Source organism: Dyella choica (genome assembly GCF_003977665.1).
In the GTDB taxonomy this organism is placed as follows: Bacteria; Pseudomonadota; Gammaproteobacteria; order Xanthomonadales; family Rhodanobacteraceae; genus Dyella_B; species Dyella_B choica.
In genome coordinates this window covers 33,977-54,812 of the sequence record NZ_RYYV01000001.1, presented here as the reverse complement: position 1 = coordinate 54,812, position 20,836 = coordinate 33,977, and the positions used below count along the sequence as shown (strand labels likewise).

Genomic DNA, 20,836 nt, shown 5'->3' with positions numbered 1-20,836 from the left:
CCTTGAGCCTCGACGTAGCGTCCCTATCTTAGAATGGGCTGGGTTGAACCTTCGCGCGCTGAACTTGCCGGCGCAAAACGGGTCAGAGCAGCTCGCCCATCCGATGGAACATCCCGGTATGGTTCAGTGACGAAGGAGATGGCCCGGATGGGCGATAACGAACTCGACAGCGTGCTGGTAGAGCGTGTCCAAAATGGGGACAGGCGCGCTTTCGACCTGCTGGTGCGCAAATATCAGAACAAAGTCATCGGGCTCATTTCCCGCTATGTCCACAACGCCGCCGAATGCGAGGACGTGGCGCAGGAGGCTTTCGTCCGCGCCTGGCGTGCCATCGGCTCGTTCCGCGGCGAGAGTGCTTTCTATACTTGGATGTACAAGATTGCCGTGAACACGGCCAAGAACCACCTGGTGGCGATGGGCCGCCGGCCGCCGGCGGACGATATCGCCATCGAGGATGCTGTGTTCGTGTCGGGCGCCGATCGCATGCAGGAGGGGGCCACCCCCGAGCGTGAATTGATGCGCCAGGAAATTGAACAAACGGTGTTTGCCACTGTCCAAGCCTTGCCCGAGGAGCTGCGGACAGCCATCACCCTGCGTGAAGTGGAAGGCCTCAGCTACGAAGAGATTGCCGAAGCCATGGGCTGCCCGATTGGAACGGTGCGTTCGCGCATCTTCCGGGCACGCGAGGCGATCGATGAAAAGTTGCGGCCATTGCTCTCAGACCGCGAGGATCGGATGTCATGACTGAAGCCAACATGGAAAATCTCTCCGCAGCCATGGACGGTGAGTTGTCCAGGGAAGAGTTGCGCTTTTTGTTGCGCAGGCTCGATCACGATGGTTCGCTGGTGCAGGTATGGGCGCGCTATCACGTTGTCGGCGAGGGATTGCGCAGGCAATTGCCGGCCATGGCCAGCGACGGCTTCGCGTCACGGGTGATGGCGGCCATTGAGGGCGAACATTCCGTTGCCAAGTCGCCCAGGCGTGACTGGCTGCGGCTGTCCATGGGCGGCGCGATCGCCGCCAGCGTTGCGGTAGCGGCGCTGATGGTGTCGCGGCCGACGGCGCCCGATTCCGAACGTCCGCCGGCCCGGCTTGCCGCCAGCGGCGCAACCGCCGCCCGTGGCGTTCGCGCCGGCGCGTCACTTGCCGCGACCACGGCCACGGCTGTTACAAGGCATTCAGGCAATGATCTGCTGGCGGCCGTGCCGCCTTCCTTGAGCCCCTATTCGGCCTCGGCATTGAGCCAGCGTGCTTCGGTGACCCTGGGTGATCCGATGGACAATCCGCTGTTTCAGCGCTACCGCACCCAGAATTATTCCATGCAGGGCTACGGGGCGCTGGACAGCCAGGACGGCAGCTATCTGATGCTGATCGACACCCCGCAGGCGCGGCCAGCCGCTGCTCAAGGCACCCACTAGGCAATATGCCTCGAAAGCGGTGAGCATGGGCTTACCGCTTTCTGCTGGGGCAGCCGTTTGCTTGCTCGTTTTTTCTTCGTTGTCCCTTTCTCTCGTTCCGCCTGGCGAGCCCTGGAGCGTGAAGAGAGGCGCCTGTAGCCAGAGGAGGAGTCATGAATCAACGCCGTCCCGTCACCAGCCGTCTTCTTCGTGGCCTGCTGGGCTGTTCCCTGGGTTTGGGGGTGGCCATGGCGTGGGCGCAGGCTGCGCCTGCTGTTGCCGGTTTGCCCGACTTCACCGGTATCGTGCAGAAGAACGCTCCCGCGGTGGTGCATGTGGAGGCAAAGTATTCCGGGCGCCGTCCAAAGAGTGCCGGAGGTGTACCGCTACAGGGCATGGACCCTGGTCAGGCGGAAATTTTCCGTCGCTTCTTCGGCATGCCGATGCTGCCGTCGCCGGAAGAGCAGGCACACACCTCGTTGGGTTCGGGCTTCATCCTTTCCGGCGACGGCTACATTCTCACCAATAACCACGTGGTCGATCACGCTGATGCCGTCACTGTCCGCCTACAGGATCGCCGCACGCTGACAGCCAAAGTGGTGGGTACCGATCCAACCTATGACATAGCACTGCTGAAGGTGGATGCTGGCGGCAGCCTGCCGGCAGTGAGCATTGGCGATTCGAGCCTGCTCAAGCCCGGCCAATGGGTGCTGGCGATCGGCTCACCGTTCGGCTTCGACTACACCGTGACACAAGGCATCGTAAGTGCGGTGGGACGTAGCCTCGGCAACAGGGATCAGCCCAGCACCTCCTTCATCCAGACCGATGTGCCGATCAATCGCGGCAATTCCGGTGGCCCGCTGTTCAACTTGCAGGGCCAGGTGGTGGGCATCAACTCGCAGATCTATTCGGATACAGGTGGCTACCAGGGCGTTGCCTTTTCGATCCCGATCGACCTGGCGATGAACGCGGTCGACCAGCTGAAGAGCAAGGGCTACGTCACGCGCGGCATGCTGGGTGTTCAGATCAAGCCGGTCGATGACGATGTCGTGAAGGCATTGAAACTGGACAGCGCCAAAGGTGCGATCGTGGTCAGCGTGTCGCCAGATAGCGCCGCACAGAAGGCGGGTCTGCAATCGGGCGACATCATTCTTGCCTACAACGGCAGTGACGTCGTACAGGGGGCGGACTTGCCCCCCCTGGTTGCCATGACGAAGCCAGGCACCACGGTACCGCTCAAGATTCTGCGCGATGGCAAGGAAAAGACCGTCAACGCGACCATCAGCGCCATGCCACGTGATCAGAATGCCAGCGCAGCACTGGACAAGGCGGCCCCGAGCAGCGGCGCGGACGCACTAGGTCTCAGCGTCGAGAATGTGGACGCCCCCACCCGCAGTCAGCTTGGCCTGAAAGCCGGCGAGGGTGTGGCCATTGCGAACGTCAGTGGCCCGGCAGCCGCACAGGCCGGCCTGCAGCAGGGTGACGTAATCCTGATGGTGAACCAGAAGAAGGTGGGCAGTGTGGAAGCGTTCCGCGCCGCCACGGCGGGGGTGAAGCCGGGCGATACCGTGCTGTTGCTGGTGCGGCGCGGCGATTCGAACAATTTCATAGCACTGACCGTTCCCAGCGAAAAAGCGGATTGAGTCCCTGTACGAAAGCCCGCCGTGAGGCGGGCCTTGCTTGGGTTGGCTCCAGGGGGGGGGCTGCCCAATGGCAACGTGGGCCGACGTTCTCAATCCATGCGATAATAAGCGGCTAATATCGCCATTCCGGTGATGGCCAGCCTTGCATCGCGCGGGGCGGTGAAGCTGACAGCGTGCCCATGGAACTGATTCGCAATTTCTCCATCATCGCCCACATCGATCACGGCAAATCGACGCTTGCCGACCGCATCATTCAGATCTGCGGCGGGCTGGCCGAGCGCGAGATGGAAGCCCAGGTGCTCGACAGCAACCCGATCGAACGCGAGCGCGGCATCACCATCAAGGCGCAGTCCGTGTCGCTGCCGTACAAGGCGCGGAACGGCAAGACTTATCAGCTCAATTTCATCGACACGCCTGGCCATGTCGATTTTTCCTACGAAGTGAGCCGCTCGCTCGCTGCCTGCGAAGGCGCGCTGCTGGTGGTGGATGCGGCGCAGGGGGTGGAGGCGCAGTCGGTCGCCAACTGCTACACCGCCGTAGAGCAGGGGCTGGAAGTGGTGCCGGTGCTCAACAAGATCGACCTCCCGACCGCCGATCCGGACAAGGTAAAGGGTGAAATCGAAGCCGTGATCGGCATTGACGCCACCGACGCCGTGGCGGTCAGCGCCAAGACCGGCCAGAACGTGGTGGAGGTGCTCGAAGCCATCGTCGCGCGCATTCCGCCGCCTAAGCCGCGCGATACCGATCGCCTGCAGGCGCTGATCATCGATTCCTGGTTCGACAACTATCTGGGCGTGGTGTCGCTGGTGCGCATCATGCAGGGTGAAATCAAGCCCGGTGACAAGCTGCTGGTCATGTCCACCGGCCGTGCGCATGAAGTCAGCGAAGTGGGGGTGTTCACGCCCAAGCGCAAGAAACTGGACAAGCTTTCCGCCGGCGAAGTGGGCTGGATCACCGCCTCCATCAAGGATGTGCACGGCGCGCCTGTAGGCGACACCTTGACCTTGGCCGCCAAGCCCGCGCCGCATCCGCTGCCTGGTTTCCAGACCATGCAGCCGCGAGTGTTCGCCGGCCTGTTCCCGGTTTCGGCCGATGATTTCCCTGCCCTGCGTGAAGCGCTGGACAAACTGCGACTCAACGACGCGGCGCTGTTCTTCGAACCGGAAAGCTCCGAAGCGATGGGCTTCGGCTTTCGATGCGGCTTTCTCGGCATGCTGCATATGGAGATCGTGCAGGAGCGCCTGGAGCGCGAATACGATCTGGACCTCATCACTACCGCGCCTACCGTGGTGTACGAAATCCTCAAAAGCGACGGCTCGGTGATGCAACTGGACAACCCTGCGCGCCTGCCGCCGGTCACCCAGATCGAGGAAATCCGGGAGCCGGTGATCGTGGCGAACATCCTTACGCCGCCCGATTACATCGGCAACATCATCACCCTGTGCGAAGAAAAGCGCGGCGTGCAGCGTTCCATTCAGTATCTGGCCACGCAGGTGCAGATCAACTACGAGCTGCCGCTGGCGGAAGTGGTGCTGGATTTCTTCGACAAGCTCAAATCGGTTTCGCGCGGTTATGCGTCCATGGACTACCACATGGAGCGCTTCGACGCCGGCCCGTTCGTGCGTGTGGACGTGCTCATCAATGGCGACCGCGTGGATGCGCTCAGTCTGATCGTGCACCGCAGCCATGCCGATCGGCGCGGTCGCGATCTGGTGGAGCGCATGAAGGACCTGATTCCACGCCAGCAGTTCGACGTCGCGATCCAGGCTGCCGTCGGCGCGCAGGTCATTGCGCGCTCGACGGTGAAGGCGCTGCGCAAGAATGTTCTCGCCAAGTGCTACGGTGGCGACGTCAGCCGCAAGAAGAAGCTGCTGGAAAAGCAGAAAGAAGGCAAGAAGCGCATGAAGCAGGTCGGTCGGGTAGAGATTCCGCAGGAAGCCTTCCTTGCCGTGCTCAAAGTGGACAAATAGCGGAGCCAACGCATGGATTTTGACTTTTCGGCCATTCTGCTCGCCCTCACCGTTCTGTTCGGTGTGGTTTGGGGCCTCGATCGCCTGATGCTGTATCGCAAGCGCAAGGCGCGCTTTGAGGCGGCCGCAGAGGAGTATCGCGATCCGGCGGCGGTGGATTGGGCCCGTTCGCTGTTCCCGGTGATCTTCGTGGTGCTGCTGCTGCGCTCCTTCGTGGCCGAACCGTTCCGTATTCCGTCCGGTTCGATGATGCCCACGCTCGACGTAGGTGATTTCATCCTGGTCAACAAGTTCGCCTACGGACTGCGTCTGCCCGCCTTCAACAACAAGGTCGTCGGCCTCGGCGAGCCCAAGCGTGGTGACGTGGTGGTATTCCGCTTTCCCGGCTACATTTGCCAAGACGATAATGGCAGGACAGTGCGCAGCGGCGACATGACCTGTGCCGATACGCATGCGCCGGTTCCCGGCCAGAACTGGATCAAGCGTGTGATCGGCCTGCCGGGCGACACCATCGAAGTGCACGACAGCCAGATCGTGATCAACGGCAAGCCGGTGGTCGATACGCAAATCGGCTCGTTCAAGGGCAATCCGGCCCGTCCCGAAGACAACGAGCTGCTGTACTACAACGCCACCGTGTGGAGCGAGCAGCTCGGCCCGGTCAATCACCTCATTGCACGCATGCCTGCACGCGGCCCTACGCCACCGGTCCCCAATGCGCGCGTGCCGTCCGTGGTGCCGCCGAACTGCTACCTCGTGATGGGTGACGACCGCGAGAACAGCGAGGACAGCCGCTGGTGGGGTTGCCTGCCGGAACAGAATCTGGTCGGCAAGGCATTCATGATCTGGTTCAGCTGGAAAGGCTGGGGTACCGGCAGCGTGGATTTCCACCGCATCGGCACGGTCATTCACTGAGCTTGCACGCCCTGCCGGCAAATCGTGAACATGTCGCTGGCGATGCTTGCGCGGACCGGGCAAAGTAGTGCCCATGGGGTATTTATCCAGAACAGGGGCCGCGCCGGCGGCATAGCGAGGGGACCATGAAATCCAAACAATCGGGCATCACGCTCATCGGCTTCATCGTGGTGCTGGCCGTGGCGGGCTTTTTCGCCTACATGGCCATGAAGCTGGTGCCGGCCTATACCGAGTACGCGGGAGTGGTGAAGGCCATGAATCAGGTCTCCACCGAAGGCGTGGAAGGCAAGACGCTGGACCAGGTCCGGCGCGACTTGGTCCGCAAGCTCGATTTCCAGTACGTCGATGAAGCAACCGTCCACCCCAGCGACATCACCTTCGGCGCGGGCGCGGGCGGCAACGAACTGCGCGTCAGCTACGACAAGCAGATCCCGTTCCTGTACAACATCGATTTCCTGATTCATTTCAGCAAGAGCGTGCCCGTACAGGGCAATGTCGCACCCCCGCAATAACTGTGGAATTGCCTTATCACTTTCGCGATCCGTCGCTTGCCGCGCTCGCCCTGACGCATCGCAGCGCCGGCAGACCCAACAACGAGCGCATGGAGTTTCTCGGCGATGCCCTGCTCGGGGCGATCATCGCCGAGATGCTTTACGAAACGCATCCCAAGGCGGCCGAAGGCGACATGTCGCGCCTGCGCGCACAACTGGTAAATGGCCAGGCGCTGGCAGCGGTGGCGCGCGAACTGGAACTCGGCGACCAGCTGAAGCTGGGTTCAGGCGAGCTGAAGAGCGGGGGCTACCGGCGCGATTCCATCCTTGCCGATGCCTTCGAGGCGCTGGTTGCAGCGATCTACCTGGACGGTGGCTACGAAGCTTGCAGAGCAACGGTGCGCACGCTGTTTGCAGACCGTATCGCTGCCTTTCCGCATGCCTCCAAGGACGCCAAGACCCGATTGCAGGAATGGCTGCAGGCGCAAGGTTTGCCGCTGCCGCAGTACGAACTGGTGGCGACCGAAGGCGAGGAGCATGCGCGCATCTTCGAAGTCCATTGCCTCGTCAGCCAGCCCGCGGCGGTGATGGCGGCAGGGCGCGGCAGCAGCCGTCGGCTCGCCGAGCAGGACGCGGCGGAGACGGTGCTGACCCGACTGGCAGGCGAGCAGGAAGGACAGTGATTTCCCGGCCGGAGGTGGCCGCCCGATCGAAATCCAGGTTTTCCGCATGGCCTTGCCGCCATGCCGGTGGCGTTCGCGAGCGCGCGGGGCCATGCTTATACCCGACTAAAAGAGTATCCGAACACTATGAACGAAGAACGCGATGACGCTGCCGAAAACGCGCCGCCGCATCCCGACTTTCGCTGCGGCTTCGTGGCGCTGGCGGGCCGGCCCAATGTCGGCAAGTCGACCTTGCTCAATGCGCTGATCGGCTTTCGTCTGTCGATCGTCAGTCCGCGCCCGCAAACCACCCGCCATCGCATCCTCGGCATCGCCACCAGCGACGCCGGACAGATTCTCTACGTTGATACGCCGGGCCTGCATCGTGGCGCCAAGCGGGCGATGAACCGCAGCCTCAATCGTGCCGTGCACTCCGCACTCAGCGAAGTGGAACTGGCCGTGCAGGTGATCGAGGCCGGGCGCTGGACCGACGAGGACGAAGCCCTCTACGAAGTGCTGCGCGAACAGAGCATGCCGCGCCTGCTGGCGATCAACAAGGTTGATCTGAGCAAGGACAAGGCGGCGTTGCTGCCCTTTGTGGCCGAGCTGATCGAAAAGCACAGCTATGATGCAGTGCATTACGTGAGCGCCTTGAAGCGCAAGGGGCTGGAAATGCTTACGCAGGACATCCTTGCGCGCCTGCCGGTGCGCGCGCCGGTGTTCGGCGAAGACGAAATCACCGATCGCAGCGAGCGTTTCCTGGCTGCGGAAATGGTGCGCGAGCAGCTGATGCTGCGCCTCAACCAGGAGTTGCCGTACGCCACCACCGTCGAGATCGAACAATTCAAGGACCGGGACGACGGCGTGGCGGAAGTTCATGCGGTGATCTGGGTGGAACGCGACGGCCAGAAGGCCATCGTGATCGGGCAGGGCGGCGAGCAGCTCAAGGCCATCGGCACCGCCGCGCGCAGGCATATGGAGCGCATGTTCGAACGCAAGGTATTCCTGCGACTGTGGGTTAAGGTGCGGGAAGGCTGGGCGGATGACGATTCCATGTTGAAGCAGTTCGGCTATACCGACTAGCCAGGCCGGTAATGCTCATCGAGCAACAGCCAGCCTTTGTCTTGCACTCGCGCCCTTACCGCGAAACCTCGTTGCTGCTCGAATGCCTTACGCGCGATCACGGGCGCCTGGGTGTGGTCGCGCGTGGCGTACGCAGCCAGCGCGGACGCCTGCAGCGTTCGCAGCTCGAACCGTTCCAACCGCTCGTCCTGGATCTGCATTTGCGCGGTGAACTAGCCAGCTTGCGTAGTGCCGAACCCACTGCGGTGCCGTTTCGCCTCGTGGGCGATGCAAGCCTTGCGGGTCTGTATGTTAACGAACTGGTGGTGCGGCTGACCGGGCGGCAGGACCCGCAACCGCTGCTCTTCGACGCCTATGCACAGACACTTGGGCGCCTCGCTGGAGGCGGGTCCCTGGCATGGCATCTGCGACGCTTCGAACGCGACCTGCTTGGCGCGTTGGGCTATGCCTTGCAGCTGGATTGCGAAGCAGATACCGGAGAGCCTTTGCTGCACGATGTGCTGTATGCGTACCGTGCTGAGCACGGTGCGGTGCGCTGTGGTCTCAACGAACCTTGCGCCGTGCGCGGGGGGGATTTGCTTGCATTGCACGACGATCGCATGCCAGAACCCCAAGGCCTGCATGCGTTACGCGGCATGATGCGCGAGCTGATCCGCTTTCATCTGGGTGGGGTCGAGTTGCGTGCGTGGCGTGTGTTGCGCGGGGCGCTCACTCGGAGATAGCGTAGGTTGGGGTGCTAACCCCAACGGCCCCTTTTTTCGTCCTCGCACTGTCGTTGCATATCGCAGACTGTGGCATTGCCTGCGGCGCTTTCGGTCGCGGAGCGACCGAGTTACTTCTCTTTGCGTGCCCAAAGAGAAGTAACCAAGAGAAAGGGCAACCCAGCGGGGGCACTGGGCGGGCATCCTGCCCGCCCAGTCCGTGAAGGCCGGAGGGGCTTTTCGACAGGGCATCCTGCCCTGGCGAAAAGGCATGGGCATCCCTGCCCATGCCCCCTAGCGGGGCCTGATCCTCCGCCCTTCACCGCCCCCGATGGGACCCGGAAAAGCAGCGCGCATCCATGCGCGCCCAGATAGCCATCGCGATGCGATGGTTAGAGCGTGTGTGCTTCGCACAGCTGGCCTCATGACGTCGGCATCTCGCTCGCGCCGCAGCAGCGAGCGCATGCGAGCCGTGAAACAATGCGCAGCACGCGCAGCCATCAAATGCGCACATGGATGTGCGCCTGTCTTGGGTCCCATAGGGCGTGAGCAGGTGGGCGGCGATCAGTCCGCAGGATGGCCTGCATGGATGCAGGCCAGGTTTTCGTCGGCACAGGAGGTGCCGTCGAAAACCCCGCCGCCCACCTGCGGTCCCGTAGGACAGGATGTCCGAAGGGCGCGCCCTCTGGGTTGCCCTTTCTCTTGGTTACTTCTCTTTGGGCACGCAAAGAGAAGTGACTCGGTCCCTTTAGGGACCGAAAGCGCCGCAGGCAATGCCACAATCTGCGACATGCACCAACGGTGCGAGGACGAAAAACGGGCCGTTGGGGTAAGCACCCCAACCTACGCCCCCGGCAGGGCCTCAATCGTCTCCTGCACCGAGCGCCGAAAGTCCGTCAGCGGCAGCATCGCTCCCCGATGATCCAGCTTCAGGTGATGCTGCAATGACACGATGTGTTCGGACAGCGATGCCGCGCCGCAAAATCCGCACGATGAGCGTAGTTTGTGCAAACGCGCTTCCAGCGCTTTGGGGTCTACGGCCAGCTCGTCCAGCTCCTTATTGATCGCCAGCAGTTCCTGCCGCAGCAGTCCGCGCAGAGCCTGGACCACGGCGGGCGTGCCGCTGGTGTGCATGGCCTGACCATCGTCCAGCAGCGGCAGATTGCGACGCCCCACGGCGGCCAGCGCCAGGACGCCGCGCAAATCCGCCAGCGTGCATGGCTTGAGCAGCACGGCATGGAAGCCCGTTGCGAGCAGGGCCTGTTGTGCCTGCGCGTCCAGTTCCGCGCTGCTCGCGACGGCCGGGCAAGCGCCCGAGCCCGCTTCTGGCTCGTTGCGCAGCCGGGTCAGGATCTCGATGGCACCGGCCCCCGGCATCCTGCAGTCCAGCACCAGCAGATCGAAAGTTTCATTGCGTGCCAGTGCCAGCGCTTCATGGCCGGAGGCGGCGAAGATGACGCGGGCGCCGAACTGGCGAAAGGCGTCGCCAAGAAAGTAGCGCGTAGGCGCGTCGTCATCAGCCACTAGCAGATAGGGCTCGGCGGCAGAAGTGGCGATGGGGTTGTCAGGCGGGTACGGCATGGTCCTGTGTCCGTATCGTTCAGCTTAGTTTGGCAGAATGTCGTCCTCATGTTTTCATTCAGCCGCCCGCTTGCCGCATGCGCTCTCTGGATCCTGCTATGGGCTGCGCCCGCATGGGCGGGTACCGTGGTGGTCGCCAAGCGTATCGATGTCCCTGGCGTGAGCTTGCAGGACGTGCGTGCGCAGTTCAGCCCCGGCGCAGTGCCTGACACGGTGCTGGTCAGCCTGCATGCCGGCAAGGCGGACATACCGGGACTGGGCTGGCGCAAGGTGGGTGTAGTTGTGGACGGCAGGCTGCACCGCGACGTACAAATGCGTTGGATGTTCGACGGGACGGTGCAGCTCAACGGCGCTCCGGGTGGCGTGCTCGGCAATGCCACCGTCAATCTGGTGGTGGATTCGTCCGCCAACACGCTCGAAATCAACACTGGCCAGGGCGCCGCGCGGATCGGTGCGGCGTTCCCACTGGATCAGCCCACGCACGCGCAAATCACCTTGCGCAGCCTGCCCGCCGGCTGGCTGCAGGGGCTGCTGGCAAGCGTCTGGCCGGCGCGCATCACCGGCGGCAAGCTCGATGCTGACCTCGCCCTCGACGTACGCCAGGAAGGTTTCCAGTCTTCCGGCGATGTCAGCTTTGCCGACTTTAAGTACACCACCCCCGCGGGCAATGTCGTCGGCCAGGGCCTGGACGGGCATGCGCGTTTCGCGCTGGATGCCACGTCGCGCCCGGCGCAGTTGAGCCTGAACGGCAGCCTGCATGGTGGGGAAGTGCAGCTTGGCCCGGTGTTGGCCAGGCTGCCCAGCCACGACGTGGCCTTGGATCTTGGCGCCAGCAGCGAACGAGGTGGCCTCGCCATCAGTCACCTGCGCATGGAAGATGCCGATGCGCTGCAACTGGACGGTGCGCTGACGATCGACGCCAAGGGCAACCTGCAGAAGCTCAAGCTGGAACATTTTCAGGCGCGCTTCCCGGCGGCCTACGAGCGCTACGGACAGCCCTGGCTGGATAATCTCGCAGAGCCGGGCCTGCAGATGGCCGGACAGCTCGATGGGCACGTCGACTATGCCAGTGAAGGCCTGCGCAGTTTCGGTTTTCATGCGGAAGAACTGGATGTCGCCGACAGTACCGGGCAGTTGCAGGCGAGCGGCTTGCACGGTGATCTGGACTGGTCCCAGCAAGGCGACAAGTCGCCCACCTCGCTGGCCTGGAACCAGTTGAGGCTGCATCAGTTCACGACCGGTGCGACCCAATCCCGTTGGCGCAGCCGCGCCGGGGCCCTGAGCCTGCAGGCTCCGCTGGAGCTGTCGGCGTGGAAAGGTTACGCCCGGCTTACCCGTTTCGATTGGCGGCCTGATGCGGGGAAGGCGGAACGCCTCGATCTTGCTGCCAGCCTGGCGGGCATGGATATGACGGCGGTCAACCAGGCACTGGGCTGGATGCCCTTGCCGGGTACGTTGGACGGCACTATTTCCGCCGCGCGCTGGACTGGCGACCGCTATGCGCTGGATGGCGAATTGACCATCAGGGCATTCGGCGGGACCGTCGCGATCGATCATCTGGCGGTGCAGCAACCGCTGAGCAATAGTCCCCTGCTGAGCGCGGACGTGAGCGTGCATCAGGTCGATCTTGCCCCCTTGGCCGATGCCTTCAATTTCGGAGCCATGGCCGGCAAGATGGACGGTTCGATCGAGGGCCTGCAACTGGCGGGAGGAAACCCGGTGGCGTTCAAGGCCTCGCTGCTGGCGCAAAACGGCGGGCATATCAGCCTGCGTGCGGCCAACAACCTCTCGGTCATCACCGGCGGAACGCCGGCCAATGGCCTGCAGAGCGCGATGATGAAGCTGTTCAAGACGGCGAGCTTCAAGCGGATGGGCCTCAACGTCAGCTTGCAAAATGGCGTATGTACGATGGGCGGCCTGGATGGCGAGGCCAGCGGTTATTCGATAGTCGAAGGCAGTGGCCTGCCGTACCTGCATGTGACCGGCACGCAGAACCGGATCGAATGGCCGTTGCTGGTCCGACGCCTCAGGACGGCTACCCAGAGCGCCGTGGCCGAGCGCTAAGCCGTTCCGCTGGTATCATGCAGGACTGGCCGGGCCGGCGAGGCCCACATTCCTCCCCTTCGTGTCCCGTCCGGGTCTTAAGCGATCCGGCGTTTTGTCTTTTCAAGAGAGCCGATGAACGAGTTCGAAGTCGCCATTACCGATCTGAGTCATGATGGCCGGGGTGTGGCCCGCATTGACGGAAAGACAGTATTCGTCAGTGGCGCCTTGTTGGACGAACAGGTGCGTCTGCGCATACGCAAGCGCCACCGTAATTTCGACGAGGCGGAGACACTCCAGATCCTCACACGCTCGCCGCATCGGGTGGAACCGCGTTGCAGCCATTTCGGTCAATGCGGCGGTTGCTCGCTGCAGCATCTGGATGCCGCCATGCAGATCGAGGCCAAACAGCGTGTGCTGGCCGACAACTTTGCGCGCATCGGCAAGGTGGAACCCGAAACCTGGCTTTCCCCGCTGACCGACGAAGCCTGGGGTTATCGCCGCAAGGGGCGCCTGTCGGTGCGCGCGGTGGCGAAGAAAGGGCGCGTGCTGGTGGGTTTTCGCGAGGAAAGCAATCCGCGCTATGTCGCCGACATCACGCATTGCGACGTGGTGCATCCGGCGCTTGGCCCAAAGATCGGTTTGCTGGGCGAACTCGTCGGCAGCATGGACGCCGCAGCCGATATTCCGCAAATCGAATTCGCCGCCGGCGACGAGACCATTGCGCTGGTGTTTCGCCACCTCAAGCCGTTGAGTGAAGGCGACCGCGTGAAGCTGGCGGCGTTCGCACAGCAACACGGTTTCGCCGTCTATCTGCAACCGGGCGGCGTGAGCAGCGTGCATCCGCTGTGGCCGGAACATCCGCGTCTGGCGTTTCGCATTCCCGCCGGCGACGATGTGGAAGAGGTGGAGCTGGAATTCCAGCCGCTCGATTTCGTGCAGGTGAACGCAGGCCTGAATCGCCGCATGATGCTACGCACGCTGGAGCTGCTGGATCCGCAGCCGCACGATCGCGTGCTCGACCTATTCTGTGGCCTGGGTAATTTCACCTTGCCGCTGGCGCGTCGCGTTGCAGAGATCATCGGCGTGGAAGGCGAGCATGGCCTGGTTGCGCGTGCAGCGGACAATGCTGCGCGCAATGGGATTGCCAACGCGCGTTTCCACGTCGCCAATCTGTTCGAAGATCAGCGTGGCACCGACTGGGCGCGCAGGCCGTGGGACAAACTGTTGCTCGATCCACCCAGGGCCGGTGCAGACAAGGTGCTGGAATACCTACCGCACAAGCAAACCGGGCGAATCGTATACGTTTCATGTCATCCGGCGTCATTGGCGCGAGATGCCGGCATCTTGGTGAACCAGCATGGTTTTCGCCTGAAGGCGGCCGGCGTGATGGACATGTTCCCGCACACCGCCCACGTGGAATCCATTGCGCTGTTCGAACGCAGATAAACTATGGGCATCGAAATCGAACGCAAATTCCTGCTCGCCAACGACGATTGGCGCACGGCAGTGACCACCCGCAAACACATCGCGCAGGGATATCTGGTGGATGTGCGTGCGCTGCGCGAAGGCACTGCGCGTGCTTCGGTGCGTGTACGCATCAGCGGTGACCAGTCCTGGCTCAATATCAAATCGGTGGAACTTGGCATTACGCGCGCCGAATACGAATTGCCGCTGGCGCTCGCCGATGCGCAGACCATGCTCGCCACTATGTGCAATGGTGTGCTCGAAAAATTTCGCCATCACGTGGACGTAGACGGTTGGATGTTCGAAATCGATGAATTCCTCGGCGCCAGCAACGGACTGGTGGTGGCAGAACTCGAAATGCCCCAGGCGCATGCCGCCTATCCGCGTCCTGCCTGGCTGGGCCGCGAGGTGAGCAGCTTGGCGCGCTACTACAACGTCAACCTGATCGAGCACCCTTATTCCGAATGGAGCGAGGACGAGCGCAACGGCGTCGATGCGCAGGCGGAGGAGGGCAGCTGATGCTGCTGATCGGTCTGGCCGGCACCGAACTGCTGGCGCACGAACATGCCTGGCTTACTGCGCCCGGCGTGGCGGGCGTGATCCTGTTTTCGCGCAACTACAGCCATCGCGAACAGTTGCTGGCGCTGGTGGAAGCGATCCGTGCCGTGGCCGGCGAAGACTTTCTGCTGGCGGTCGACCAGGAAGGGGGGGCGGTGCAGCGTTTTCGTACCGATTTCACGCGCCTGCCCCCTTTGATGAAGATCGGCGAGGTGTACGACCGTGACCCCGTCGAAGCGACCAAGCTGGCCGAGGAGCACGCCTGGGTGATGGCGAGCGAGTTGCGCGCTAGCGGCGTCGACTTCAGCTTTGCACCGGTTGCCGACCTGGCGCGCGGCAATGCCGCAATCGGTACGCGCGCGTTTCATGCCGACCCGGATATAGCCGGTGAGCTGATCCACGCTTACGTCCGCGGCATCCACCTCGGCGGCATGGCGGCGGTGCTCAAGCATTTTCCCGGCCATGGTTCGGTGGCGGTCGACACCCACAAGGCACAGGCCATTGATGCGCGCTCGCTGGACGAAATCCGCCGGCAAGATCTGCGCCCGTTCCTGGAAGGTTTTTCCGCCCACGCCGAGGCAGTAATGATGGCGCACGTCGTGTATCCCGCAGTGGACGATCAGCCCGCGGGTTATTCGCGCCGCTGGGTCCAGGGCGTCCTGCGCGAGGAACTCGGTTTCAAGGGCGCGGTGATCAGCGACGACATCAGCATGGCTGCAGCCGGCGTTGCCGGCGGTGTGGCCGAGCGCGTGCATGCGCATCTGCAGGCAGGTTGCGATCTGGTGCTCGCTTGTTTTCCCGACGTGGTGGAAGCGGCCATTGCCGCCATGCCGAAGCCCTCGGAAGCCAGCATGGGGCGCATCGCTGCCTTGCGTGGTGCAATCGGCTCGACCTGGGCCAGCCTGCTCGATAACCCGCAGCGCGATCATTTCGTCGCGCGCGTCACTGCATTGAATAGCTAAGGGTCTTACCTATGAGCACAAACTCGTCCGTTCCCCTGCTGGCCGAAGCGCTGACCCGTTCGGAGCTGCTGTTCAAGCGCGAGGATCTGGAAACTGTGACCGCCCATATCGGGCGCGCCGTCGATGCGGCACTCGATGGCGAGCGCGCGGTGTTTCTTACCGTGATGAACGGTGCCCTGATGTTCGCCGCGCAGCTCGCCTTGTCGATCCGCACCGATCTGGAGTTCGACTACGTCCACGCCACGCGCTATCGCGGTGCGACCTCCGGCAACGATCTTCATTGGTTGCGTGAGCCTGCTGTGTCGCTGCAGGGGCGCACCGTCCTGCTGGTGGATGACATTCTCGACGAAGGCCATACCCTCAAGGCCGTGCGCGACGACTGCTTGCGCCGAGGCGCCAAGCGCGTGCTGGTCGCTACGCTGTGCCGCAAGGTGCATGGCCGTTGCGTGGAAGGCATTCACTGCGATTTCAACGGCGTAGAGTTGCCCGACCGCTACGTTTTCGGCTATGGCATGGATTATTACGAGCAAGGCCGTAATCTGCCTGCCATCTATGCGCTGAAAGAATGACCGCGTCGTTGGTTTTCATGTTCATGGCCGTCATTCCCGCGCAAGCGGGAATCCATTTTCAGCTTTTCGCATCAGATCAAAATGGGTTCCTGCGTGCGCGGGAATGACGGTTCGTCATTTTCAAGGAGCTTTCAATGACTCATCTCCCCCTTGACCTCGCCGTCATCGGCGGCAGTGGCCTGTATCAGTTCCCTGGTCTGGAAAACGCCACACGGCAAAGCGTCGACACCCCCTATGGCCCGGCTTCCGGCGACGTGGTGGTGGGAGACTTCGCCGGGCATCGCATCGCCTTCCTGGCCCGCCACGGCGAAAGCCATACCTTGCCGCCGCACCGGGTGAACTACCGCGCCAACCTGTGGGCTTTGCACGATCTGGGCGCGCGCCGGGTGGTGGGGGTGAATGCGGTGGGCGGCATTCGCCACGACATGGGGCCGCGTACCGTGGTCGTGCCGGATCAGATCATCGATTACACGCATGGACGCTATACAAGCTTTTGCGACGTGGAGGGCGCCGAAGTCAGGCATATCGATTTCAGCGAACCGTATACGGCCTCCCTGCGTGTCGCCTTGATGGAAGCGGCAAAACGAGCGGGTATCGCGGTGATCGACGGTGGCTGCTATGGCGCCACCCAGGGACCGCGTCTGGAAACACGTGCGGAAATCGCCCGCATGAAGCGTGACGGCTGCGACCTAGTCGGCATGACCGGCATGCCGGAGGCGGCCTTGGCGCGCGAACTCGAACTGGACTACGCATGCCTTGCGCTGGTTGCCAATTTCGCTGCGGGCTGTGGCGACGAGGCGGAAATCAGCATCGAGGAGATCTTTGCGCACCTGGCCGCGGCGACCGCGGAGGTCCCCCCCCTCCTTGCCGAATTGCTCAAAAGGTGAGCATTCTAGTCGGCTGTGCGGGGGTGCATATTGCGCTTTGCCTGAAAAGATGAGGATACTTCTCCTGTGCCAGGGGCGGCGGACCTAGGGGTAGAGCTGGTTCTCGCAGAGACTTGGTGCATCCAGTCCTTAGATTCAGAGGTTCACGCAAATGCGTTTCGGTACGGTCAAGTGGTTCAACGATGCCAAGGGTTTCGGCTTCATCGCGCCCGAGGACGGTGGGGAGGACGTGTTTGTCCACTTCTCTGCGATCAATTCGAAGGGCTTCCGCAGCCTGCAGGAAGGCCAGCGCGTCAAGTTCGAAGTGACCCAGGGCCCGAAGGGTGCCCAGGCGTCCGGGGTCGAGCTCGCAGGCTGATCAAGCCGTTGTTGTTACCATGCAGTTCCAACGAGAAAGCCCTGCAGTAGCAGGGCTTTCTTTTATTGGATGCTCCCTTTCCCAAGGGAAAGGAAGGCCTGCAGTAGCAGGGCTTTCTTTTATTGGATGCTCCCTTTCCCAAGGGGAAGGGAGGCCTGCAGTAGCAGGGCTTTCTTTTCGAAACGAATTTTAGATCGATGCAGGCAGCTGGGACTGTCATCCCTGCCTACGCCACGAACTGCAGCCGAGCCAGTTCCGCGTATAGGCCGCCTTCGGCGAGCAGGCTTTCGTGCGTGCCTTGCGCAACGATGCGTCCGCCATCCAGGACGACGATGCGATCCGCACGCTGCACCGTAGCGAGGCGATGGGCGATCACCAGGGTGGTACGGCCTTTTTCCAGCCGTTCCAGTGCTTGCTGGATGGCCGCTTCCGATTGGGCATCCAGCGAGGAGGTCGCTTCATCCAGCAACAGCAACGGCGCATTGCGCAGGATGGCGCGTGCAATGGCAATGCGCTGGCGCTGGCCGCCAGACAGGCGCACGCCGCGTTCGCCAAGTTCGGCGTCATAACTGTCGGGCAGCATCTGGATGAAATCGTGGGCCTCCGCGGCGCGGGCTGCGGCGTGGACTTCCTCGTCGCTGGCGTCCTGTCGGCCGAAGCGGATGTTGTTGGCGGTAGTGCCGCCGAAAATCACCGTTTCCTGCGGTACCAGGGCAATCGCGCCGCGCAATTCGGGCAGGCTCACGGCACGCAGATCGATGCCGTCGAAACAGATGCGCCCGCGCTGCGGATCATAGAAACGCAAAAGCAATGCAAATACCGTGCTTTTGCCGGCTCCCGAAGGACCGACCAGCGCCACCGTTTCGCCGGGGCGGACGTCCAGGTTGAACTGGTGCAGGGCAGGGGCGTCCGGTCGGGTGGGATAATGGAATTCGACGTTTTCAAAGCGCAAGGCGCCGCGCACCGGCTGCGGCAGGGCTTGCGGATGCGGCGGATCGGCGATGCCGGCTTCTTCATGGAACAATTCGCCGATGCGTTCCATCGCTCCGGCGGCGCGCAGCACGTCGCCCCACACGTCGGAAAGGCCCATCATCGAACCGCCGGAAAGCATGGCGTACACCACGAACTGTGCGAGCACGCCGGCATCCAGGCTGCCCTCCAATACATCGCGCGCGCCTACCCATAGCACCAGCGTTATCGCCCCAAAGAACAACACGATCACCGCGGCCGTAAGAAAAGTACGCATGCCGATGCGTTGACGCGCGGTCGCCAGGGCAAGCCCGATGGCGTTGCCATAGCGCTCGCTTTCGATGCCTTCGCGCGCATAGGCCTTAACTGCGGGGGCCGCATTGAGCGTTTCATTGGCGACGGCCGCAGCGTCGGCCAGGCGGTCCTGGCTGGCGCGCGAAAGCTTCTGCACGCGGCGGCCGAAAATCAGGATCGGCAGCACCACCGCCGGAATGACGAGCGCGGTAAGACCGGCCAGGCGTGGGCTGGTCCAGATCATCGCCGCCGTCGCACCGACCAGCATCACGGCGCTGCGCAACGCCACCGAAATGCCGGAGCCGACCAGCGCCTGCACCACTTCCGTATCGGTGCCCAGGCGCGAAATCAATTCACCGACGCGGTTGCGCTCGAAGAAGCTCACGTCCAAACGAATCACGTGCGCATACAGCTTTGCGCGCAAGGCGGCGAGCGTGCGTTCGCCCAGCAGCGAGATGCAGTAGAAGCGTGCGGCGGTGGCAAAGGCCATCACCAGGGCGACCGCGAACAGCCCCATGAAGCTGGTATTGATCGCCGCGAGGCTGGAACCACGAAAGCCATGGTCGATCATGTGCCGCACCGCCATCGGCAGCACCAGGGTGGCGCTGGAGGATAGGCCCAGGAATACCAGCCAGCCCATCGCCAGACTGCGATGGGGTTTCATAAAGGGCCAGAGCAGCTTCAGGGAGCCGATGCGGCGACGGGGCTTGGGATCGTTCGCGGGCGTGGTGCTCATGGGGTTTCGAGGTGAGGGATCTGAGGTCAGATTGGGATGGCCCGGGTTGATTCAATCCACCCAGACCTAACCAGCATGGCTCAATCCAACGCGTGCGCCTCGCTCCGCCCACGGCTTATGTCGACAATGCGTGCCTTGGCCTCGCCCGCGCGGTCGGCCGGAAGACGCATCCGCAGCGTTACGCCGTCGGCCGCGAAGCTTTCCTGCTCGATTTCAGCCCCAAGCTCCTTCAGCCGGGCCTTCATCAGGGCAAGCTCGGCAAAATCGCAACGCAGCTCCAACCGCGCCATGGCTACGATCGGTGTGCGCGAGGCCAGCCGCAGGCATTCGGCGGCGGTGCCGCCGTAGGCGCGCACCAGGCCGCCGGCGCCGAGCTTGATTCCGCCGTACCAACGGGTCACCACCACGGCCACGCGGTCCATGCCCTGGCCCTCGATCGCTTGCAGGATGGGGCGCCCGGCCGTGCCGCCCGGCTCGCCGTCGTCGTTGAAGCGATAGTCCTGGCCGATGCGGTACGCCCAACAGTTGTGTGTCGCGGAGGCATCGCTCACACGCTGTACGTACGCCAGTGCCTGCTGCGGTGTCTCCACTGGGGCAGCCTGGGCCAAAAAGCGGCTTTTGCGAATCTCTTCGCTGTGCTCAAACGGGGCGGCAAGGGTGTGCAACATGGATGTAGCGTAGGGGAATTGAACTGGGCGGTCACATGGGCATTCCTCGCGAATGCGTTACGCTGCCCGCTTTTGATCGGGATGAGGCCTGCATGCTGCTGCTGTTGTTCCTGCTTTGCCTGCTGGGTTACGTACTTAGCCGCTTCCGTCGCGGTCGTGCTGGCTGGTTGTGCTACGGCGTCGCCTTCGGGCTGTTCCTGGCGAGCGGCTGCGGGCCCCTGCCGGCGTGGCTGCTTACGCGCCTGCAGGCGCCCTATGCGACCCGGCCGAAGGTGGCCTGGGCGGCACGCAACGCGATTGTCGTGTTGGGCGTCGGTACATCGCGCGTTGTCGCGACGAATGAAGTAGGTCCCACGGTGTTCGCGGGCGGCAGGCTTGCCGAGGGCTATGCGCTGTATCGCGAATGCAAGCAGACCGGCAACGATTGCAGGCTGGTCGTCAGCGGCGGAGATCCCTTTCGCTATGGCGTAACGGAAGCGAAGGCATACGGTGATGTCTTGCTGGGCATGGGCGTGGATCGTTCGGACCTCATGCTCGAAACGCGCAGCATGAACACCTGGCAGAACGCGCAATTCTTGCAGCCCATGCTCAAGGCGTATGCCCCACAGCGGGTGGTGCTGGTGACGGCAGCCGTGCATATGCGCAGGTCGCAGCAATTCTTCCTGCATTTTGGCATCGACGCGCTGCCGGTGCGGGCCGATTACGAGGATGCGCGATTGACGTGGTTTCCCAATGGCTGGAACGTGGCGCTGACCGAATCGGCCTTGCACGAATACGTCGGCGTGCTGACGTACTACATGTACAACGCGATGGGGTGGAATGCGCCGCCGAGCAGGTATGGGGCGCCTTGACCCAATCACCAAGAACAACTCCCTCCCCTGCGAG

Annotated in this window: 20 protein-coding genes; 17 read left to right on the top strand and 3 right to left on the bottom strand. The window is 63.0% G+C overall.

The window, feature by feature from the left end:
• Nucleotides 1–147 precede the first annotated feature (147 nt).
• The 9 genes from rpoE (at nucleotide 148) to recO (ending at nucleotide 8,880) form a co-directional block, all read left to right on the top strand.
• Nucleotides 148–744, top strand: coding sequence for an RNA polymerase sigma factor RpoE (rpoE, locus tag EKH80_RS00260; protein WP_196240311.1), 597 nt, complete (start codon nucleotides 148–150; stop codon nucleotides 742–744).
• Nucleotides 741–1,418: a sigma-E factor negative regulatory protein gene (locus EKH80_RS00255; RefSeq protein ID WP_126682734.1), complete on the top strand. Its 678-nt coding sequence runs from the start codon at nucleotides 741–743 to the stop codon at nucleotides 1,416–1,418. The genes rpoE and EKH80_RS00255 overlap by 4 nt, the downstream gene beginning before the upstream one ends.
• 152 nt (nucleotides 1,419–1,570) lie before the next feature.
• Nucleotides 1,571–3,040: a DegQ family serine endoprotease gene (locus EKH80_RS00250; RefSeq protein WP_126682733.1), complete on the top strand. Its 1,470-nt coding sequence runs from the start codon at nucleotides 1,571–1,573 to the stop codon at nucleotides 3,038–3,040.
• Between the two features lie 179 nt (nucleotides 3,041–3,219).
• On the top strand, nucleotides 3,220–5,010 hold the full coding sequence (lepA, locus tag EKH80_RS00245) for a translation elongation factor 4 (RefSeq protein WP_126682732.1): 1,791 nt from the start codon (nucleotides 3,220–3,222) through the stop codon (nucleotides 5,008–5,010).
• 12 nt (nucleotides 5,011–5,022) lie between these two features.
• A complete protein-coding gene (lepB, locus tag EKH80_RS00240) occupies nucleotides 5,023–5,922 on the top strand; it encodes a signal peptidase I (protein WP_126682731.1) in 900 nt (299 codons plus the stop codon).
• Nucleotides 5,923–6,047: 125 nt separating this feature from the next.
• A complete protein-coding gene (locus EKH80_RS00235) occupies nucleotides 6,048–6,434 on the top strand; it encodes a DUF4845 domain-containing protein (RefSeq protein WP_126682730.1) in 387 nt (128 codons plus the stop codon).
• A gap of 2 nt (nucleotides 6,435–6,436) precedes the next feature.
• Complete coding sequence (gene rnc / locus EKH80_RS00230; RefSeq protein ID WP_126682729.1) at nucleotides 6,437–7,096, top strand: ribonuclease III; 660 nt, start codon at nucleotides 6,437–6,439, stop codon at nucleotides 7,094–7,096.
• Nucleotides 7,097–7,222: 126 nt separating this feature from the next.
• Nucleotides 7,223–8,158, top strand: a complete 936-nt coding sequence (era, locus tag EKH80_RS00225; RefSeq protein WP_126682728.1) for a GTPase Era — start codon at nucleotides 7,223–7,225, stop codon at nucleotides 8,156–8,158.
• An 11-nt stretch (nucleotides 8,159–8,169) separates the two neighbouring features.
• A complete protein-coding gene (gene recO, locus EKH80_RS00220; RefSeq protein WP_126682727.1) occupies nucleotides 8,170–8,880 on the top strand; it encodes a DNA repair protein RecO in 711 nt (236 codons plus the stop codon).
• A gap of 822 nt (nucleotides 8,881–9,702) precedes the next feature.
• Here the strand turns inward: recO and EKH80_RS00215 are convergent.
• A complete protein-coding gene (locus tag EKH80_RS00215; protein ID WP_126682726.1) occupies nucleotides 9,703–10,440 on the bottom strand; it encodes a response regulator in 738 nt (245 codons plus the stop codon).
• Between the two features lie 48 nt (nucleotides 10,441–10,488).
• Between EKH80_RS00215 and EKH80_RS00210 the strand changes: the two genes are divergently transcribed.
• The 7 genes from EKH80_RS00210 to EKH80_RS00180 all read left to right on the top strand — a co-directional run bounded on the left by EKH80_RS00210 (nucleotide 10,489) and on the right by EKH80_RS00180 (nucleotide 17,284).
• Nucleotides 10,489–12,504 (top strand): translocation/assembly module TamB domain-containing protein, encoded by a 2,016-nt coding sequence (locus EKH80_RS00210; RefSeq protein ID WP_126682725.1) that lies wholly within the window; start codon nucleotides 10,489–10,491, stop codon nucleotides 12,502–12,504.
• Between the two features lie 114 nt (nucleotides 12,505–12,618).
• A complete protein-coding gene (rlmD, locus tag EKH80_RS00205; RefSeq protein ID WP_126682724.1) occupies nucleotides 12,619–13,932 on the top strand; it encodes a 23S rRNA (uracil(1939)-C(5))-methyltransferase RlmD in 1,314 nt (437 codons plus the stop codon).
• A gap of 3 nt (nucleotides 13,933–13,935) precedes the next feature.
• On the top strand, nucleotides 13,936–14,469 hold the full coding sequence (locus tag EKH80_RS00200) for a CYTH domain-containing protein (RefSeq protein ID WP_126682723.1): 534 nt from the start codon (nucleotides 13,936–13,938) through the stop codon (nucleotides 14,467–14,469).
• Complete coding sequence (gene nagZ, locus EKH80_RS00195) at nucleotides 14,469–15,470, top strand: beta-N-acetylhexosaminidase (protein ID WP_126682722.1); 1,002 nt, start codon at nucleotides 14,469–14,471, stop codon at nucleotides 15,468–15,470. Before EKH80_RS00200 ends, nagZ begins: the two co-directional genes overlap by 1 nt.
• Before the next feature lie 11 nt (nucleotides 15,471–15,481).
• On the top strand, nucleotides 15,482–16,039 hold the full coding sequence (locus EKH80_RS00190) for a hypoxanthine-guanine phosphoribosyltransferase (protein WP_126682721.1): 558 nt from the start codon (nucleotides 15,482–15,484) through the stop codon (nucleotides 16,037–16,039).
• Nucleotides 16,040–16,173: 134 nt separating this feature from the next.
• Nucleotides 16,174–16,926, top strand: coding sequence for an S-methyl-5'-thioinosine phosphorylase (locus EKH80_RS00185; RefSeq protein ID WP_126682720.1), 753 nt, complete (start codon nucleotides 16,174–16,176; stop codon nucleotides 16,924–16,926).
• 151 nt (nucleotides 16,927–17,077) lie between these two features.
• Nucleotides 17,078–17,284 (top strand): cold-shock protein, encoded by a 207-nt coding sequence (locus EKH80_RS00180; protein ID WP_126682719.1) that lies wholly within the window; start codon nucleotides 17,078–17,080, stop codon nucleotides 17,282–17,284.
• A 226-nt stretch (nucleotides 17,285–17,510) separates the two neighbouring features.
• Here the strand turns inward: EKH80_RS00180 and EKH80_RS00175 are convergent, their stop codons facing one another.
• Nucleotides 17,511–19,283, bottom strand: coding sequence for an ABC transporter transmembrane domain-containing protein (locus tag EKH80_RS00175; protein ID WP_126682718.1), 1,773 nt, complete (start codon nucleotides 19,281–19,283; stop codon nucleotides 17,511–17,513).
• Between the two features lie 80 nt (nucleotides 19,284–19,363).
• Complete coding sequence (locus EKH80_RS00170; RefSeq protein ID WP_126682717.1) at nucleotides 19,364–19,951, bottom strand: IMPACT family protein; 588 nt, start codon at nucleotides 19,949–19,951, stop codon at nucleotides 19,364–19,366.
• A gap of 92 nt (nucleotides 19,952–20,043) precedes the next feature.
• Here EKH80_RS00170 and EKH80_RS00165 point away from each other — a divergent pair, with 92 nt between their 5' ends.
• Entirely contained in the window at nucleotides 20,044–20,802 is a 759-nt protein-coding gene (locus EKH80_RS00165) for a YdcF family protein (RefSeq protein ID WP_158628702.1), read from the top strand.
• The last annotated feature ends 34 nt before the right edge of the window (nucleotides 20,803–20,836 follow it).

Bases quoted from the DNA above. Each gene is read 5' to 3' on its own strand.
- EKH80_RS00175 (WP_126682718.1), bottom strand. From the start codon at position 19,283: ATGAGCACCACGCCCGCGAACGATCCCAAGCCCCGTCGCCGCATCGGC.
- nagZ (WP_126682722.1), top strand. From the start codon at position 14,469: ATGCTGCTGATCGGTCTGGCCGGCACCGAACTGCTGGCGCACGAACAT.
- recO (WP_126682727.1), top strand. From the start codon at position 8,170: ATGCTCATCGAGCAACAGCCAGCCTTTGTCTTGCACTCGCGCCCTTAC.
- EKH80_RS00235 (WP_126682730.1), top strand. From the start codon at position 6,048: ATGAAATCCAAACAATCGGGCATCACGCTCATCGGCTTCATCGTGGTG.
- lepB (WP_126682731.1), top strand. From the start codon at position 5,023: ATGGATTTTGACTTTTCGGCCATTCTGCTCGCCCTCACCGTTCTGTTC.
- EKH80_RS00200 (WP_126682723.1), top strand. From the start codon at position 13,936: ATGGGCATCGAAATCGAACGCAAATTCCTGCTCGCCAACGACGATTGG.
- EKH80_RS00185 (WP_126682720.1), top strand. From the start codon at position 16,174: ATGACTCATCTCCCCCTTGACCTCGCCGTCATCGGCGGCAGTGGCCTG.
- rlmD (WP_126682724.1), top strand. From the start codon at position 12,619: ATGAACGAGTTCGAAGTCGCCATTACCGATCTGAGTCATGATGGCCGG.
- EKH80_RS00215 (WP_126682726.1), bottom strand. From the start codon at position 10,440: ATGCCGTACCCGCCTGACAACCCCATCGCCACTTCTGCCGCCGAGCCC.
- lepA (WP_126682732.1), top strand. From the start codon at position 3,220: ATGGAACTGATTCGCAATTTCTCCATCATCGCCCACATCGATCACGGC.
- rpoE (WP_196240311.1), top strand. From the start codon at position 148: ATGGGCGATAACGAACTCGACAGCGTGCTGGTAGAGCGTGTCCAAAAT.
- EKH80_RS00165 (WP_158628702.1), top strand. From the start codon at position 20,044: ATGCTGCTGCTGTTGTTCCTGCTTTGCCTGCTGGGTTACGTACTTAGC.
- EKH80_RS00255 (WP_126682734.1), top strand. From the start codon at position 741: ATGACTGAAGCCAACATGGAAAATCTCTCCGCAGCCATGGACGGTGAG.
- EKH80_RS00170 (WP_126682717.1), bottom strand. From the start codon at position 19,951: ATGTTGCACACCCTTGCCGCCCCGTTTGAGCACAGCGAAGAGATTCGC.
- era (WP_126682728.1), top strand. From the start codon at position 7,223: ATGAACGAAGAACGCGATGACGCTGCCGAAAACGCGCCGCCGCATCCC.
- EKH80_RS00190 (WP_126682721.1), top strand. From the start codon at position 15,482: ATGAGCACAAACTCGTCCGTTCCCCTGCTGGCCGAAGCGCTGACCCGT.
- EKH80_RS00180 (WP_126682719.1), top strand. From the start codon at position 17,078: ATGCGTTTCGGTACGGTCAAGTGGTTCAACGATGCCAAGGGTTTCGGC.
- EKH80_RS00250 (WP_126682733.1), top strand. From the start codon at position 1,571: ATGAATCAACGCCGTCCCGTCACCAGCCGTCTTCTTCGTGGCCTGCTG.
- EKH80_RS00210 (WP_126682725.1), top strand. From the start codon at position 10,489: ATGTTTTCATTCAGCCGCCCGCTTGCCGCATGCGCTCTCTGGATCCTG.